The following is a 16,938-nucleotide window of genomic DNA, read 5'->3' on the forward strand; positions in this document are numbered from 1 at the left end:
CGAAGGCGGAGGGGTCGACCTTGGTCGTCGGGCCTTTGCGGCGTGCCATGGCTGAGCGCTCTTTCTACGGGTGCGGGGACGGGTCAGAGGTCGATCGCGGACTGGTCGACGCGCGAGGAGGACTCCACCAGCCACGCGCGCCGGGGCTCGACCTTCTCGCCCATGAGCAGTTCCAGCGCGGTCTCGGCCGCGTCCACGTCGTCCATGGTGATGCGGCGGACCGAGCGGGTGGCCGGGTTCATCGTGGTCTCCCACAGCTCGTCGGCGTCCATCTCGCCGAGGCCCTTGAACCGGGGCACGGGCGTGACGATCTGCTTGCCCGCCTTCTCCAGCCGGGCGACCGTCTGCTCCATCTCGCGCTGGGTGAAGGTGAAGCGGGTCTCCGGGTTGCGGCCCTTGGTGACGACCTTGTGCAACGGCGGCATCGCCGCGTAGAGCCTGCCGTCCTCGATGACGGGGCGCATGTACTTGGCGAACAGCGTGATCAGCAGCGTCCTGATGTGCGAGCCGTCGACGTCGGCGTCCGCCATCAGGATCACCCGGCCGTAGCGCATGGCGGCCAGGTCGAACGTGCGGCCGGTGCCCGCGCCGAGCACCTGGACGATCGAGGCGATCTCGGCGTTGCGCAGGGTGTCCCCCAGGCTGGCCTTCTGCACGTTGAGGATCTTGCCGCGCAGCGGGAGCAGCGCCTGGTACTCCGACACCCGCGCCATGCGGGCGCTGTTGTGCACGAAGACGCCGGTCTCCAGGGCGAAGTTGTGCAGGCCGTCGACCGTGAGGTCGTAGACGTCCGCCACCTCCTCGAGCATCTCGACCGACCGCACCTGGTGGTTGACCGGCGACCGGCCGTCACCGGGGGCGTCGAGGTGGCCGAACATCGTGGTCTCCACCTCGGTGTCGAGCTTGGGCAGCGCCCAGATCCCCCGGTCGTTCATCCACACCGGCCTGCCGCCGTCCACGATGGACGGCGAGCGGTACAGCGGCATCAGCGACTGGTTGATGACGAGCTCGTCGGCCCGCCGGTAGCCGCCGTCGAGCAGCCGGAACAGGTGGTCCGGGGTGCACCGGATCTCGCCGCCGTTGTCGAGGGTCACGCGGACCAGCGGGGCCATGTAGCGGGTGAGGCGCGGCTCCAGCAGCGGCGCCACGACGACGCGGCCGGTGTCGGTGGTGGCGTACCCGTAGTGCGTGATGCCGAACTGCCAGTCGGCCACCAGGTCCGCGAACGACCGGGGCCGCCCGTAGGCCATGGCGACCATCGTGTCGCCGGTGAAGCAGCCCAGCGCGCTGTCGCCCTCCACCAGGAACAGCTCGCTGCGGGACACGCCGGTGGCGCGGCAGTCGACGAGCTTGGGCGGCATCGAGGCGCCCTCGAGCGCGGTCTTGCGGCGGGCCGCGTCCTTCTGCTGCTTCTGGGTGAGCCGCACGCGCGAGGCGTCGACCACCTTCTGCAGCACGACCTTGGCCTCCATCTTGGTCTTGCGGTCCTCGGTCCACGCCTTGAGGTACCGCTCGACGACGCCCTGGATGACCTTGGTGATGCCCGCGGTGGACAGCTCGTCCTTGGTCTGCGAGGTGAACTGCGGCTCGGGGATGCGGACGTGGACGACGGCGGTCATGCCCTCCAGGACGTCGTCCAGGGTCGGCATGTCCTCCTTCGGCTTGAGCAGGCCGCGGGTCTTGGAGATGGCGTCGTGCAGCGCCTTCACCACCGCGCGGTCGAAGCCCCGCCGGTGCGTGCCGCCGTGAACGTTGCGGATCGTGTTCGTGAAGCACTCCACGGCCCGCTCGTACCCGGTGCCCCAGCGCAGCGCGACCTCGACCTCGGCCTGGCGCTCCACTTTGGACCGCATGACGCCGTTCTGGTCGGCCGCGTTCTCCTGGTAGGTGCCGGTGCCGTTGACGATCAGCGTGCCGGACACCGCCTTGTCCCCCGCCGGGGCCAGGAAGTCGACCATGTCGGCCAGGCCGTTGGGGTAGTGGAACGTCTCCTCGCCGATCGTGTCCTCGATGGCGTGGCGCAGCACGTAGGTCACGCCGGGGACGAGGAACGCGGTGTTGCGCAGCTTGGCGCGCACGCTCTCCACGTCCAGCGACGACCCGTTCTCGAAGTACCTGGCGTCGTACCAATACCGGATGGACGTGCCCGTCGACTCGCCGCGCTTCATCCGCCCGGTGATCTGCAACCCGGTCTGGTGGGTGAACGCCGCCTTGGGGCCGGGACCGTCGAACACGGCCGGGACGCCGTGCGCGAACGACATCTGGTGCACCTTGCCGTCGCGCTTCACCGTCACGTCGAACCGGTGCGACAGCGCGTTCACGGCCGACGCGCCGACGCCGTGCAGGCCGCCGGAGGTCTTGTAGCCCGACCCGCCGAACTTGCCGCCCGCGTGCAGCCTGGTCAGCACCAGCTCGACACCCGACAGGCCGGACTTCGCGTGCACCCCCGTGGGGATGCCGCGGCCGTCGTCGTCGACCTGGACGCTGCCGTCGGCGTGCAGCGTCACCACCACGCGGGTCGCGTTGCCCGCGATGCCCTCGTCGGTCGAGTTGTCGACGATCTCGGTGAAGAGGTGGTTGATGCCGCGGCTGTCGGTCGACCCGATGTACATGCCGGGTCGTTTGCGGACCGCTTCCAGACCCTCCAGATGTGTCAGGTCATCGGCCCCGTAGAGGGTCTCGGCAGTCACAGGGTCAATCTCCCGATCATGGATTGCGGACGCGGTTCGCGATGGGCGGTACTGGGAGGGTATCTCCAGGGTCCGACAGTTTTCGGAAGGACCACGGCCGGAGGTGCCCGCGGGTGCACCGGATCACGTCCCCGAAGGCGTTTCCGGGCCCGTCTCGGTTGGTCGGGCGGGGGTGAACCGGGGGTCGCGCGGGTCCGTAGGAGTTCACGGGACCACCCGGAGGTGAGGACCGTGAAGTTCGCGACTCTCGCGATGATCATCGCCGCCGCGGGCGCAGTGGGCGCCGCGGCGGGCTGCACGTCGGCGCCGGTGGCGGCGGTGGGCGACGTGCCGAAGCTGGAGGTGCCACCGCTGAGCCTGAAGGTGTTCACGGGGAAACCGTGCCGGGTCTTCGGGGTGGACCAGTTGGGGGCGCTGGGGGTGGACGGGCCGGGGACACCGGACCCCGAGCAGTTCGCGGGGAAGTGCCGGTGGACGGCGGACACGAAGACGATCGGGATCTCGCTGTTCGGGGAAGCGCAGGGGTTGGCGCGGGTGTACGCGGCTCGCGGGGCGTTCTCGTACTTCGAGCCCACGGTGGTGGAGGCGTATCCGGCGGTGGACCGGGATACGGGGAAGGGGACGTCGGGGAGGTGCTCGACGGTGGTGGGGATCGCCGAGGGGGCGGCGTTCGAGGTGGAGGTGGAGATCGAGGACGAGCGGGCGGCGGAGTACGGGAAGCCTTGTGAGGTGTCGAAGCAGGTGGCTTCGATCGCTTTGGGGAACATCAAGGGTGGGGGGTGAGGCGGCTGGCTTGCGGGTTGCGTCGTGCTCACCGCTTGGTGGAGTTCTGGCCCTCTCACCCCCGTGAGTTCGGCTTTCGGTCCTCCCACCACTGGGGAAGCCCGGCCCCCGGCGCGCGATTGTCTCAATGCCTTGCCCTAGTTTGTCAAGACGATAAAGCCATCTTGACAAACTAGGGCAAGGCAGGAGGGCGCTGTGGATCGGGGGCAGAGGGGAAGTCTGGCTTCGCCAGCATCAGGCTGCGCCTGACTCAAGCATCGGACTTCGTCCGACCAGGCATCCTCGGCTTCGCCGTTGGACCGGGCATCCGCGCTTCGCGGCGGACAAGGCATCGGCTGGCGCCGACGAGGCCCCAGGCGCTCCGCGCCGGATGCGCGCTGGCGGGCTGCGCCCGACGGGGCGGGGGTGGGTGCTCGCTGTGTGTCGGGTCTGGCTTTGAGGGGCTGTGGTGGTGACTGTGGCGGGGTTATTGCTCTAGTTCTGTGACGGCTGTTTGGGCGGCGGTTCGGGCGGTTTCTGCTGAGGTGAGGTGTTGTTCGGCTTTGTCCAAGGTTCTTTTCGCCTGTTGGGCCTGGCGTTCGGCGTCGCGTAGTTGGGAGCGGAGGTCTTCCAGGGTGCGCAGGCGGTTGGCGTGTTCGGTGGTGGCGTCCTTGACTTCCTTCTCGTGAGCGGTGACGCGTTGTTCTGCCTCTTCGAGGGCTTCGCGGGCTTCTGCGAGTTTGCGTTCGTGGCGTAGGGCGCGGCGTTCGGAGAGGTCGTCGATGGGGGTGGCGTCGGTCAGGGGGCCGAAGCCGGAGTATTCGAGGGCCTTCGTGAGTCTTGCTTCGCGGAGTTGGTCGGCGAGGGTGGCGTCGGACATGGCCGCGGTGAAGGTGTTGCGGACCTGTTGTTCGGCTTCGGGGGTGAGGCCGCCTGCCGAGGTGGAGGCGAGTGCCGTCAGTTCGGTGATGAGTTCGCGGCGGCGGACGTCCAGTCGGCGGAGTTCGCTCCCGTGCATCCGGCGTTGGGCGGAGCGGAGGCGGGAGCCGAGGTCGAAGGCTTCGTCGACGAGGGCGTGACCGTCTCTGACCAGGCGGTTCACCGCCCAGGCCGCGACGGTCGGTCTGCGCAGGGCGGCGATGGCGCGGGCGGTGTCCTTGTCGGGGGCGGCGGTGACGCGTTTGGTCCTGGCCGTGACGAAGTCGGCCGGCGGCAAGGAGTAGAGCTCGTCCGCGGCCTGGTCGACGTCCGATGTGTCCGTGATGCGACCAGTCTGGCCAGAACCGAGCGCGGCCGCCATCCGTAGTACGGGAAAAGGGCCGAGTCGTGACGAGCGTGAGGAGCAGCCGATGAGCGTCCACAGCGTGGAGGACCTCGTGCCGCTGAAGACGGGGTTCGACCTGAGCTGGCGCGGCTACCAGCGCGAGGAGGTCGACGACTACGTGCACGACCTCGAGCACGACCTCCGCGACCTGGCCGCCGACCGCGACGCCTGCACCGCGCGCGCCGACCACCTGGCCGAACAGCTGGAGCGCTCGCGCGCGGAGACGGCCGCCCTGCGCGCCGAGCTCAACCGGGTGTGCAGCAAGCCCTACGACCCCGACGTCCTGCCCGTCCGCCTCGCCGTCATGGTCGAGGTCGCCACCGCCGAGGCGGCCTGCGTGCTGGAACGCGCCGAAGCGACCTGGACCGCGGCCAAGGAGTCCGCAGCGAAGCTCCGCCTGCACTACGACCGCCTGGCCGACGAGACCAAGCGGCAGCGGGACGCCATCGACGCCGAGCACGCCGCCGTCGTCCGGTTGGCCCGCGTCGAGGCGGCGGCGATCATCCTGGAGGCGCAGGAACGCCAACGCCACCTGGACACCACCGCGCAGGCCGCCCGCGAACAGGTGGAGCTCGACTTCAAGCTCGCGATGGACCAGCGGCGCGCGGAGGCGCTGCGGGAGCTGAAGGGCAAGCGCTGACCCCCGTGGAGGGCCGCCCGTGGTGGGCGGGCCCTCCACGGGTCCGGTCAGCCCTGCTGGGTGAGGTGGAACGACTGCGAGGCGCTGCCGTTGCAGGTGAGCTGCACGAGCTGAACGCTGTCGGCCGCGGAGCCGCCGGGGACGGTCAGGCACTTGGAGCTGAGCCTGCTGACGAAGTGGTAGTTGCCGTCTGTCTCGGCGACGGGCAGCCACTGCTGGTTGTCGCCACCGCCGTAGGCCCACAGGTGCAGGCCCGCGTTGTCCGCGGTGGAGGTGTTGCTGACGTCGACGACCTGCGCGGCGTTGCCCCGGTTGTTGATCCGCACGTACCCGCCGCTGGTGGGCGCGAACTGGTACTGCTGGGCGAGGGTGGCGTTGCAGGCGTACTGCTGGACGACCGTGCCGTTCGCGGTGGCGGCGGAGCGGGCGTCGACGCACTTGGAGCTGCCCTTGTTGACCGCGCTGTACCAGGCCGTGGGCGAGATGCCGCCCGGATCCGGCGGCGTGGTGCCGGAACCGCCGCCGAGCCAGAGCAGGCCGTCGAGGAGGAACCTGTTCTGGACCTCGCTGTCGAACGTGGAGGACAGGCCGGTGTTGGTCTCGTAGTTCATCGCGTTGTGGCCGAAGTTGGCGTACAGCATCTTGTAGTTCTTGTTCGTCCACAGGATGGGGTAGTAGCCGCTGCGCCACTGCTGGTTCGGGTCGGTGCCCAGCGGGAAGCTGGACGGGTCGACCGACGCGAGGACCTTGATGTTCGGGTTGGTCCGCAGGTCGTTGTTCCAGCTGTACCACTCGCTCACCGCGGAGGTGAACGTCGTGGGCAGCCGCTTGGTCGACGGGTGGGTCTGGTCCTCGACCTTGAGCACGGCGGTGGTCGGGCCCCAGGTGTTGCTCTTGAAGGTGCCGGAGCCGAGGAACGTGTTGTTGAACCAGGGCCAGTTGTTGGCGTTGTCGGTGTAGGCGGACACGTGGAAGCCGAAGTAGCCGCCGCCTCCTGCCATGTACTGCTGGAACGCCGACCGCTGCGCGGCACCCGTCGGCGCGTCGTCGAGGAACATGACGACCTGGTACTGGGCCAGGTCGGTGGCGTTGAGCATGTTCCAGTTGGTGGTCGAGGTGTAGGAGAAGTTGTTCTGCGCCGCGATCTGCGGGAAGCGGACGTTCGCCTCCTTCACCCAGTTGATGTGGGCCGCGTCCCACGTGCCGTTGTAGAAGGCCAGGACCTTGAACTGGGGCGCCGCCTGCGCCTCGACGCGCCCGAGTGCCGGGCTGACCACGACGAACAGGCCGGCGAGCAGCAGGGCGAACAGCTGGACGACCTTGCGTTTACCGCTGGGAACGGTGCGCATGCAGGGACCTTTCGGGGGTTCTTCACAGGGAGAGCGCCACCCGTGGAGGGCGACGTGCGGCGGCCCCGGCCGACGCGGCCACGGGCAAGCTCCCGAACCCCTTGGGGCGTCCTGGGACTCGCTGAAGACATCGATGTCTCCTTCGCGGTGCGAGCCGGTGCGGAAGCACCGGCCGGGCACCCCAAGACAACCCAACTTCAGGTCTTAATTCAAGACCTAATTTAAACCGTGAGCACGTGCTCGCTCACGAAGCGTTCACGTGCGCGGCCCCTTGTGCGGGGACGTGGGGAAGAACCCGCCCCTCGGCGCGGGCAGGGGCGCGGCCGCTGGCGGCGGTACCGGCGACTCCATCATCGGACCGGGGTCGATGTTCAGCGGGCGCAGGCGCACCGGTTCCGGCTCCTGCCTGCGGCGCTGCTGCTCCTGCGCGGCGTTCGGACGGCGGTCGGCCCGGCGCCTCGCCTGCGGCGGCGGCCCGACCGGCTCGATCGTGGTCAACGTGCTGCTGGCCGGCATCGGCCGCGGCGCCTGCTTGCCGCGCCTGCCACTGCCCCTGGGCGGCTCGGCCGCGACGGGCGCCGGGGTCGGCTCCGGACGCGGCGCGGGCTCGATCCGACGACCGCGGCGGTCCACCTCGGGGGCGCGCCTGCGGGTCTTCGGGGTGTTGATCACGGGTTCCCTGGTCCGGCGCGGCTTCTCCGGCGCGGGCTCGACGGCGGCGGCATCGCCACCACCTCGGCCGAGCAGCGGCGGGAGCACCCAGGCCGCGAGACCGGTCATCGCGAAGCACAGCACCAGGATGCGGACCAGCGGCGGCACGTTCGGCAGCATCTTCACGGCCATGCCGTTGGCGACGATCACGGCGCCGAAGAACACCACGAACACGAAGACGGCCAGCACGACCCGGCGCTTGCCCCGCGGGGCGCGCGCGGGCTCGAGGTCGTCGTCGTAGACCGGCGACATCGCCTGCGCGGTGGACTCGTCGACCGAGGTGACGCCGTTGGAGAACGTCACGCCGATCTGCATCGAGTACTTCTGCATGTACCGGCCCCAGCGGGCGTTCGACGACGAACGCGCCCAGGCGTCCGCGGCGGCCTCGTCGGTGAACCGGCACACGATCTGCCACACGCCGTTGTCCGTCGGCGACCCGGTCACCGAGCCGCCGAGGCAGCCGGGGGACCGCTGCGCGGCGCTCACCAGCCCCCTGGCGCCGACGGAGAAGTCCGACAGGCGGCCGGGGGTGACCTTGTGCGAGGTCGTGAGCAGAACGGGCGGGTTCGGCTTGTTGGGTCTCACGTTGTTGGGTCTCAAGCCCCTTCCACCCCCGACTGACTCGTGAAGTCCGCGTGGTTGGACCACGTGGTCCGGCGAATCGGTCGCATGACTGGTCCCATCTTCGTCGTGAACCGCAGCATGCCGTTCTCGGGTACTACTCCGACACCGGGGCCTACGTACGACATCGGCCGTCGGTTCAACCCGATCAGAACTTTTTTCCCGTCCCAGGTCAGGCGCCCGCGGCGCGGTGCGGCGGGGTGATCTCCGGCGCGTTCCCGGAGTCTCCCACCCAGGCATACGGACCAGCGGTCGCGGCGGTTCACCGGTCCCGCCCGACGACGTGCCGGGCGAGGTCCAGCAGCGCATCGGCGGCACCCTCGCCGGGGTCGGCCGCCGCCAGGTGGCGGGTCGCCTCCCCCAGCTCGTGCGCCAGCCGGGTCCGGGCCCACTCGCGGGCGCCGGTCCCCTCGACCAGGGCGGCCAGCAGCGGGACCTCGGCGGGCTCCAGCGGCCGTTCGCGCCGGTACAGCGCGGCCAGCTCCTGCGCGGCGGCGGTCCCCGAGGTCAGCGCCGCCACGGCCAGCAGCGACTTCTTGCGGCTCAGCAGGTCCGCGCCCACCGGTTTGCCGGTGGCCAGCGGGTCGCCCCACACCCCCAGCAGGTCGTCGACCAGCTGGTAGGCCAGCCCCAAGTGGTCGCCGAACGCGCGCAGGTGCCCGATCCGGACGTGGTCGGCGCCGCCCACGAGGCCGCCCAGCGCGCAGGCGAGGCCGAGCAGCGTGCCGGTCTTGCCCGCCGCCATCCGCAGGCACTCGTCCAGACCGACGTCCGCGCGGGACTCGAACGCGAGGTCGGCGGCCTGGCCCTCGCAGAGGTCCAGCACGCCCTGGGCCAGCCAGTCGAACGCGGTCGTGCCGACGAGCACCGGGCTGCGACCGAGCGCCCTGGGCGCGGCGGCCAGCAGGGCGTCGCCCGCGAGGACGGCGGCCGACTCGCCGAACACGGTCCAGGCGGTGGGGCGGTGCCTGCGCACGGGGTCGCGGTCCATCACGTCGTCGTGCAGGAGGGAGAAGTTGTGGACCAGCTCGACGGCGACCGCGGCGGGGACCGCCGTGCCGGGGTCGGCGCCGACGGCGCGCGCGGCGAGCACGACCAGTGCCGGGCGGACGGCCTTGCCGGGGTCGCCGGTGTCAGGCGCGCCGTGCCGGTCGAGCCAGCCGAAGTGGTAGCCGGCGATGGCGCGCATCGTGGCGGGCAGGAGGTCGACCTCGCGTCTGAGCGCCGGGGTGACGGTGGCGCGGCACCAGGCGACGGCCTCGCGGGCCGTGCGGAACTGCGGAGACAGGCCGGCCGTCGTCATGTGTCGGCTCCTCGCTCGTGACCTCCCTGTGACGTTAGGCACTCGCGCGGTGGGAGCGACACGACCGTTCGGGTCACCGGGGGCGGGTCACCCCCGCCCCCGGCGCGTCGCGGTCAGGCGAGGCCGACCCGCTCGTCGACGCCGATCCGCCGGTAGGGAGCACCGGTGCCGGGGCCGCCCTCGCCGAGCAGCCTGGCGACCAGGCCGAGGCCGGTCTCGCTGAGCAGCACGTCGTGCATCCCGAACGCGCGGCCCGGCTTGACCTCGCGGATCCAGTCGATGACCTCGGCCAGCTTCGACCACGGCGCGTGCACCGGGACCAGCAGCGTGTCGACCGGGACCTCGGGGGTGGTGAAGGCGTCGCCGGGGTGGAACACGGCGTCGTCGACGAGGAAGCCGACGTTGTGGATCCGCGGGATGTCGGGGTGGATGACGGCGTGCCACTCGCCGAACACCTTCACGTCGAACCCGGCGGCGGTGAACGCGTCGCCGTGGCCGACCGCGTGCACCCGCGGGCCCGCGCCCTCCAGCGCGGCGGCGACCGCCGGGTTCGTCCACACCTCCAGGCCGGGCACGTCGGCCAGCGCCGCGCGGATGCGGTCCTCGACGAAGTGGTCGAGGTGCTCGTGGGTGATCAGCACGGCCTCGGCGCCGTCGAGCGCGGACGCGTCGGTGAACCCGCCGGGGTCGACGACGAGCCTGCGGCCGTCGCGTTCGAGTGCGACCGAGGCGTGTCCGAACTTGGTCAGCTCCATCTTGGGCGATCCCTCTCAGAAGACGGCGGCGACGACGGCCCGGAGCACCAGCACTCCGACCAGCACCGCGGTGAACGCGAGGTCGATGGACATCCCACCGACCCTGACCGGCCGCAGGACCCGGCGGACGGGCGCGATGACGGGCTCGGTCACCGACCAGGCGAAGCCGCGGACCCGGCCGGTCCAGGACGGGCCGCCCGAGGTGGACGCGACGGCCACCCAGTCGAGGACGAGGCGCACCAGCATCACGAGCCAGAACAGCCAGAGCAGCGTGCCGAGCAGCGACCCTACGAGGTCCATGGGGGGCTCCTTTCCCGTACCCACCAGTCTGCCCGGAGAAGGTGAGAGGAACCTGAGCACGACCGGGTGGTGTCTCCGGACAAGACGGACGACCGGGACGCCAGTTGAGACGTTCTCGCCAGGTACTTTTCTCGCCAGAGAGCGCTCTCGTGAGGCTGTTGACCGCTTGCGAGAACGGCGTCAGCATCGACGCACCGCTGCCCGGTGTGGCTCCCCTGCCCCACCCGACGAGAACGGAACCTCCATGACCAGATCCCCCGCCTGGAGACGCGCACGACGAGGTGCGCTCGGGGCGCTGACCGCGGTCGCGCTCCTGGCCGGCTCCGCCGCCGGGTACTCCAGCGCCGCCCCCGACGCGGAGAAGGGCGGAAACCGGCAGCCCACCGTCGGTCGCCCGAACACCGACCGCAACGGGTGCGCGCGGATCGAGGACAGGCTCCCGACCCTCAAGGACTGGCCGAAGGTCGACAGCCGGATCGACAAGAACCCGTTCGACGAGCGCCGGATCGCGACCATGGTCAAGGGCATGACGCTGGCCGAGAAGATCGGCCAGATGACGCAGCCCGAGATCACCTCCATCACGCCGGAGGACGTCAAGACCTACGCCATCGGCACCGTCCTCAACGGCGGCGGCGCGTGGCCGGGCAAGGACAAGCACGCGACCCCGGCGGCGTGGCTGGCGCTGGCCGACGCCTACTGGCAGGCCTCCGTCGAGACCAGGACGAGGATTCCCGTCCTGTGGGGCATCGACGCGGTGCACGGCAACAACAACGTGTACGGCGCGACCCTGTTCCCGCACAACATCGGGCTGGGCGCGGCGCAGGACCCGTGCCTGGTGCGCGACATCGGCGAGGCGACCGCCGAGCAGATCCGCGCGACCGGCCAGGACTGGGCGTTCGCGCCGACGCTGGCCGTGGTCAAGGACGACCGGTGGGGCCGCACGTACGAGGGCTTCTCCGAGGACCCGCGGATCACCCGCGCGTACGGCTACGAGGCCGTGAAGGGCTTGCAGGACAGCGACTCGCGCAGGCTCGGCGAGGACGGCGTGATCGCCACCGCCAAGCACTTCATCGGTGACGGCGGCACGCTCAAGGGCACCGACCAGGGCGTGAACCCGTCGTCCGAGGCCGAGATGATCAACACCCACGGCCAGGGCTACTACGGCGCGCTCGCCGCGGGCGCCCAGTCGGTGATGGTGTCGTTCAACAGCTGGACCAACGAAGAGCTCGGCATCGACGAGGGCAAGCTGCACGGCAGCAAGAAGGCCGTGGACGACATCCTCAAGAAGAAGATGGGCTTCGACGGCCTCGTCGTCTCCGACTGGAACGGCATCGGCCAGGTCGCGGGCTGCACCAACTCCAGCTGCCCGCAGGCGATCAACGCGGGCATCGACGTCGTCATGGTGCCCAGCGAGTGGAAGGCGTTCATCGCCAACACCACCGCGCAGGTCGAGAGCGGCCAGATCCCGATGGCCCGCATCGACGACGCGGTCACCCGCATCCTGCGGGTGAAGCTGCGCTCGGGCCTGTTCACCGCCCCGAAGCCGTCGCAGCGCGACCTCGCCGGGTCGGCGCGGGCCCTGGACTCGAAGAAGCTGGCCCGCGAGGCCGTGCGCGAGTCCCAGGTGCTGCTCAAGAACAACAACAAGGTCCTGCCGCTGTCGCCGAAGTCGAAGGTGCTGGTCGTCGGCAAGAGCGCGGACAGCCTGCAGAACCAGACCGGCGGCTGGTCGCTGACCTGGCAGGGCACCGGCAACACCAACGCCGACTTCCCCAACGGCACCAGCGTCCTCGGTGGCCTGAAGGAGGCGCTCGGCGCCGCGAACGTGACGTTCAGCGAGAACGCCGACGGCGTGGACCCCGCCGCGTTCGACGCGGTCGTCGCCGTGATCGGCGAGACCCCGTACGCCGAGGGCACCGGCGACCTGCGCCGCACCCTGGAGGCGGCGAAGATCTACCCGAACGACCTCGCGGTGCTGGACAAGGTCGCGGGCAAGGGCAAGCCGGTCGTCACGGTGTACGTGTCGGGCCGCCCCCTGTACGTGAACAAGGAGCTCAACCGCTCGGACGCCTTCGTGGCGGCCTGGCTGCCGGGCACCGAGGGCGGCGGCGTGGCCGACCTGCTGGTCAAGGGCCGCAACACCGGCTCGGGCTACACCGGCAAGCTGTCCTACTCCTGGCCGAAGAGCGCCTGCCAGACCCCGCTCAACGCCGGGACCGACGGCTACGACCCGCTGTTCAAGCTGGGCTACGGCCTGCGCAACGGGCAGCGCGCCACCGTCCCCGTGCTCAGCGAGGAGTCCCCGGCCAACTGCGGTGGCGGCGGTGGCGGCAACGCCACGGAGGACCTGGAGATCTTCAACCGCCAGGACTCCGCGCCGTACAAGAGCTACATCGGCTCCCCGGAGAACTGGGGCGGCACCGAGATCGGCCCCGACGGCACCGCGGCGCACGCCGAGATCACCGTCGTCCCGGCCGACGTCAACGTCCAGCAGGACGGCCTGAAGGCCACCTGGACCGGCGCGGGCGCGGCCCAGCTGTACATGCAGAGCCCCGGCACGGGTGAGGACCTGCGCGGCTACCTGAACACCGACGCGGCGCTGGTGTTCGACGTGGTCGTGAACCAGGCACCGGCCAACCGCACCGTGGTCAGCATGCACTGCGTCTACCCGTGCTTCTCGGAGGTCGTGGCCACGAACCTGTTCACGAACCTGCCGCCGGGCAAGAACACGGTGAAGATCCCGGTCTCCTGCTTCGAGGCGGGCGGCCTGGACTTCGAGCACGTCAACACGCCCTTCCTGGTGTACACCGACGGTCCGTTCTCGGCGTCCTTCGCCAACGTCAAGTGGGTGCCCAGGGCGGGCGCCGATCCCGACGCGCGGAAGTGCTCCGACCTGACCTAGGGCCTCGCGACGACGGCCGCGCGGAAGGCAGGACCACCCCGGTGGTCCTGCCTTCCGGCTTTCCGGGTGGCTGACCGCGCGCTGACGGCGGGGTCCCGATCAGCGGCACGTCAGCGCGGGTCGCCACGTTGGGCCGCGGGTTTCCCCTACCAGCCAAGGAGAACCATGCGGTTCAGATACCCGGTGACCATCGCGTTGGTGCTCGCCGCGATCTCCTCCCCCACCGCGTCGGCGGCGACGTGCACGTGGACCCCCACGATCCTCCCGCTGCCCGCGGGCATGACCACGGGCACCGTGTACGCCGCCGACAGCGGGGGCGGGTACGCGGGCGTGGCCTCCGGCGACGGCGCCACCAGCCACGCCGTGCGGTGGAGCGGCGGCACCGCGACCGACTACGGCACCGTGCCGGGGTACGGGCCGTACGTCTCGGTCAAGGGCGTCAACAGGAACGGGGTCGTCGTGGGCAGCACCAGCGCCGCGACCGGCAACCGGCAGCGGGCGTTCCGGTCGGTGGGCACGGCGCTGCAGGCGCTGCCGGAGCCCGCGGGCGCGAACCACTCGTGGGCCACGGCCGTCAACGACAACGGCGACGTCGTCGGCAACATCGGCGCGGACGTGACGATCGGCGGCTCCTCCTACCTGGTGAACACCGCCGTCCTGTGGCCCGCGAACGCTCCCGGCACCGTGGTGGAGCTGACCGCGGGCCTGCCCACGACGGGCCAGACGATCGCGCGGGGCGTCGACCAGGACGGGACGGTGCTGGTCGAGCACTTCCCGACCACCACGAGCTTCCTCGACGCCGACGTCCTCCACCTGTGGCGCGCGGGGTCGGCTCGCGCGCTGCCCGCGCCGTCGGGCGCGTCCTCGGTGGCGGGCAACGCGATCTCCAACGGCCGGGTGGCGGGCGGGTCCACCGTCCTGGGCGACCTCTCCGCAACGGTGTGGGAGCCAAACGGGACGATCGTGAAGCCCGCCGCCGCCGACTACACGACCTCGGTCAACCGCACCGGCCAGACCGTCGGCTGGAAGGCGGGTCCGTCGCTGAACATGACCTACTCCGTCTGGCAGGGCACGACCAAGGTCGGCACGTACTCCGGCCGGTGGGGTCTCACCGCGTCCGCCGACAACGGCACGGTCGCCGGGTGGAACCGGACGGCGGCCAACTCGCCGAACCAGCCCGCCTACTACCGCTGCCTCTGATCGACCGCGGTGCGGCTCCCCCGCCGGGGAGCCGCATCAGCGCGCGGTAAGGAGCGGGTCAGGGGACGCCACCACGATGGGCAGTCGTTTCCCCGACCAGCAAAGGACAACCATGCGGTTCGGATACCCGGTGGCCGTCGCCCTGGTGCTCGCCGTGATCTCCCCACCCACCGCGTCCGCGGCGACCTGCACGTGGACACCGACACCACTCCCGTTGCCCGCGGGCATGACCACGGGCGAGGTGCGCGCGGCCGACAGCCAGGGCGGCTACGCGGGCCAGGTCGCCCCGGCGCCCACCGCCCCCGACTGGAGCACGCACGTCGTGCGCTGGAGCGGTGGCGCGGTCACCGACTACGGCACCGTCCCCGGCTTCGGCCCGTTCGCGTCGGTCACCGGGGCGAACGGGAGCGGCGTCGTCGTCGGCTCCACGTACGCGGCGGCGACGGCGCACGACCAGGCGTTCCGGTCGGTGGGCACGGCCCTGCGGCCGCTGCCCGAACCCGCCGGTGCCACCGACTCCTGGGCCACGGCGGTCAACGACGGCGGCGACGTCGTCGGGTACGTCGCCAGGACCAGGACCACCGGCGGTTCCTCCCAGGTCGTGCACGTCGCCGTGCTCTGGCCAGCGAACGCGCCCGGCACGGTGGTCGAGCTGACCGGCCTGCCGACCACGGGCCACACCGAGGCCTCCGGTGTCGACCAGGACGGCACGATCCTGGTCGAGCACTTCACCGGGTCCCCCTTCACCGGCGACGCCACCGCGCTGTACCTGTGGCGAGCCGGGACCGCGCGGGCGCTGCCCGTTCCCGCGGGCACGTCCGCGGTCGCGGGCAACGCGATCTCCGCGGGCCGGGTGGTGGGCGCGTCGACCTACAGCACGAACAGGCCCACGGGCGCGCTCTGGGAGCAGGGCGGCACCTTCGCCGTCCCCACCGCGTCCACCCGGATGAGCTCGGTCAACCGCACCGGCCAGTCGGTCGGCTACAAGGAGGGCTCGTTCCTGAGCGTGACCTACTCGGTGTGGCAGGGCACCGCCAAGGTCGGCTCGTTCCCCGGCGGCGGAGCCCTCCTGGTCTCGGCCGACAACGGCACCGTGGCCGGGTGGACCCGCGCGGATCCCAACGCGCAGGTGCGCCCGGCGTACTTCCGCTGCCTCTGACCCGCACCCGACCGCACGCCGACGCGGTTCCCGCGACCGGGGGCCGCGTCAGCGTGCGGTCAGCGACGGGTCAGCCGATCAGCGGCCGGTCAGGGGGAAGTCAGCGGGCGGCGCGACGGTGAGCCATCGGTTTCCCTTATCAGCCAAGGAGAATCATGCGGTCCAGGTACCCGGTGGCCATCGCGCTCGTGCTCGCGGCGATGTCCTCCCCCACGGCGTCCGCGGCGGCCTGCGCGTGGACGCCGACCACACTCCCGATCCCCACGTCCAGGGTCGCCGCGGTCGTCACCGCGGCGGACAGCGGGGGCGGCTTCGCCGGTGAGGCGACCAGTCAGCGCGTCCTCGGCTCGCCCACCGTCGACGCCGTCCGCTGGACGGGCGGCACCGTCACCAACCTCGGCACCCTGCCGGGGCACATCAGCAGGGTCACCGTCACCGGCGTCAACGCCGCGGGCACGGTCGTCGGCTACTCGCAGGAGACGACCCTGACCCACTACCGGGCGTTCCGCTCGACCGGCACCGCGCTGACGGCGCTGCCGGAGCCCGCGGGCGTCGACTCGTCGTGGGCGACCGGTGTCAACGACAACGGCGACATCGTCGGGCACGTCGGCACGGACTTCCAGCAGGGCACCACCATCTACACCGTGCACACGGCGGTGCTGTGGCCAGCGAGCGCGCCGGGCACCGTGGTGAAGCTGTCCGGTGGCCTGCCGACCACGGGGCAGACGATCGCGACGGGGATCGACCAGGACGGGACGGTGCTGGTCGAGCACTTCCCGACGCAGACCGACGCGTTCACGGCGACCAACCTGTACCTGTGGAAGGCCTCCGCGGCGCGCAAGCTGGTGCTCCCCTCCGGCACGGCGTCGGTCGAGGGCGAGTCGATCTCCAACGGCCGGGTGGCGGGGACGACCTACTCCTCCAGCACGTCCGCGGGCAAGGGCGTGCTGTGGGACCAGAGCGGTGCCGCGGTGCTCCCGACGAGCTCGGCGGCCCTGCACTCGGTCAACCGCTCCGGGCAGTCCACCGGGTTCACCACCGCCACCTCGCTGACGTTCGGGGTGTGGCAGCTCGGCACGGCGACCACGACGCTCTCGGGCACGCTGGGCGTGAACGTGTCCGCCGACAACGGTGCCGTGGCGGGCTGGAGCCGGGCGACCGGGTCCAACAACCAGCCGACGGTCTGGCGCTGCACCTGATCTCGCGGAGCACACGTGGAGCG

General features: G+C 71.1%; 13 protein-coding genes. 6 read left to right on the forward strand and 7 right to left on the reverse strand.

The features are described 5' to 3' along the window. Positions 1-83: 83 nt before the first annotated feature. The gene (locus tag CLV43_RS29475; RefSeq protein WP_106191037.1) at positions 84-2,690 is read right to left on the reverse strand and encodes an ATP-binding protein; all 2,607 of its coding nucleotides are present in this window, start codon (positions 2,688-2,690) and stop codon (positions 84-86) included. 231 nt (positions 2,691-2,921) lie between these two features. Here CLV43_RS29475 and CLV43_RS29480 point away from each other — a divergent pair, with 231 nt between their 5' ends. Continuing rightward, complete coding sequence (locus CLV43_RS29480) at positions 2,922-3,473, forward strand: DUF3558 family protein (RefSeq protein WP_170156066.1); 552 nt, start codon at positions 2,922-2,924, stop codon at positions 3,471-3,473. Positions 3,474-3,939: 466 nt separating this feature from the next. Here CLV43_RS29480 and CLV43_RS29485 read toward each other — a convergent pair whose 3' ends face one another. Then, complete coding sequence (locus tag CLV43_RS29485; RefSeq protein WP_106191038.1) at positions 3,940-4,752, reverse strand: hypothetical protein; 813 nt, start codon at positions 4,750-4,752, stop codon at positions 3,940-3,942. Positions 4,753-4,801: 49 nt separating this feature from the next. Between CLV43_RS29485 and CLV43_RS29490 the strand changes: the two genes are divergently transcribed. Next, the gene (locus CLV43_RS29490) at positions 4,802-5,416 is read left to right on the forward strand and encodes a hypothetical protein (protein ID WP_106191040.1); all 615 of its coding nucleotides are present in this window, start codon (positions 4,802-4,804) and stop codon (positions 5,414-5,416) included. Positions 5,417-5,463: 47 nt separating this feature from the next. Here the strand turns inward: CLV43_RS29490 and CLV43_RS29495 are convergent, their stop codons facing one another. The 5 genes from CLV43_RS29495 to CLV43_RS29515 form a co-directional block, all read right to left on the reverse strand. Then, entirely contained in the window at positions 5,464-6,765 is a 1,302-nt protein-coding gene (locus CLV43_RS29495) for a ThuA domain-containing protein (protein WP_106191042.1), read from the reverse strand. A gap of 255 nt (positions 6,766-7,020) precedes the next feature. Further along, positions 7,021-8,061: an antibiotic biosynthesis monooxygenase gene (locus CLV43_RS29500; RefSeq protein WP_106191044.1), complete on the reverse strand. Its 1,041-nt coding sequence runs from the start codon at positions 8,059-8,061 to the stop codon at positions 7,021-7,023. Positions 8,062-8,359: 298 nt separating this feature from the next. Continuing rightward, the gene (locus CLV43_RS29505) at positions 8,360-9,400 is read right to left on the reverse strand and encodes a polyprenyl synthetase family protein (RefSeq protein WP_106191046.1); all 1,041 of its coding nucleotides are present in this window, start codon (positions 9,398-9,400) and stop codon (positions 8,360-8,362) included. A 113-nt stretch (positions 9,401-9,513) separates the two neighbouring features. Continuing rightward, complete coding sequence (locus tag CLV43_RS29510; RefSeq protein WP_106191048.1) at positions 9,514-10,155, reverse strand: MBL fold metallo-hydrolase; 642 nt, start codon at positions 10,153-10,155, stop codon at positions 9,514-9,516. A 15-nt stretch (positions 10,156-10,170) separates the two neighbouring features. Continuing rightward, complete coding sequence (locus tag CLV43_RS29515) at positions 10,171-10,455, reverse strand: YggT family protein (protein ID WP_106191049.1); 285 nt, start codon at positions 10,453-10,455, stop codon at positions 10,171-10,173. Positions 10,456-10,699: 244 nt separating this feature from the next. On the opposite strand from CLV43_RS29515, the gene CLV43_RS29520 reads away from it, so the two are divergent. From CLV43_RS29520 to CLV43_RS29535, 4 genes are all read left to right on the forward strand, one after another. After that, positions 10,700-13,357, forward strand: coding sequence for a glycoside hydrolase family 3 protein (locus CLV43_RS29520; RefSeq protein WP_106191051.1), 2,658 nt, complete (start codon positions 10,700-10,702; stop codon positions 13,355-13,357). Between the two features lie 165 nt (positions 13,358-13,522). Next, positions 13,523-14,557, forward strand: a complete 1,035-nt coding sequence (locus CLV43_RS29525) for a hypothetical protein (protein WP_106191053.1) — start codon at positions 13,523-13,525, stop codon at positions 14,555-14,557. Positions 14,558-14,669: 112 nt separating this feature from the next. Further along, a complete protein-coding gene (locus CLV43_RS29530) occupies positions 14,670-15,716 on the forward strand; it encodes a hypothetical protein (RefSeq protein WP_106191054.1) in 1,047 nt (348 codons plus the stop codon). A 155-nt stretch (positions 15,717-15,871) separates the two neighbouring features. Then, positions 15,872-16,915 (forward strand): hypothetical protein, encoded by a 1,044-nt coding sequence (locus CLV43_RS29535; RefSeq protein WP_106191055.1) that lies wholly within the window; start codon positions 15,872-15,874, stop codon positions 16,913-16,915. The last annotated feature ends 23 nt before the right edge of the window (positions 16,916-16,938 follow it).

This window comes from Umezawaea tangerina, assembly GCF_003002815.1.
Lineage (GTDB): Bacteria > Actinomycetota > Actinomycetes > Mycobacteriales > Pseudonocardiaceae > Umezawaea > Umezawaea tangerina.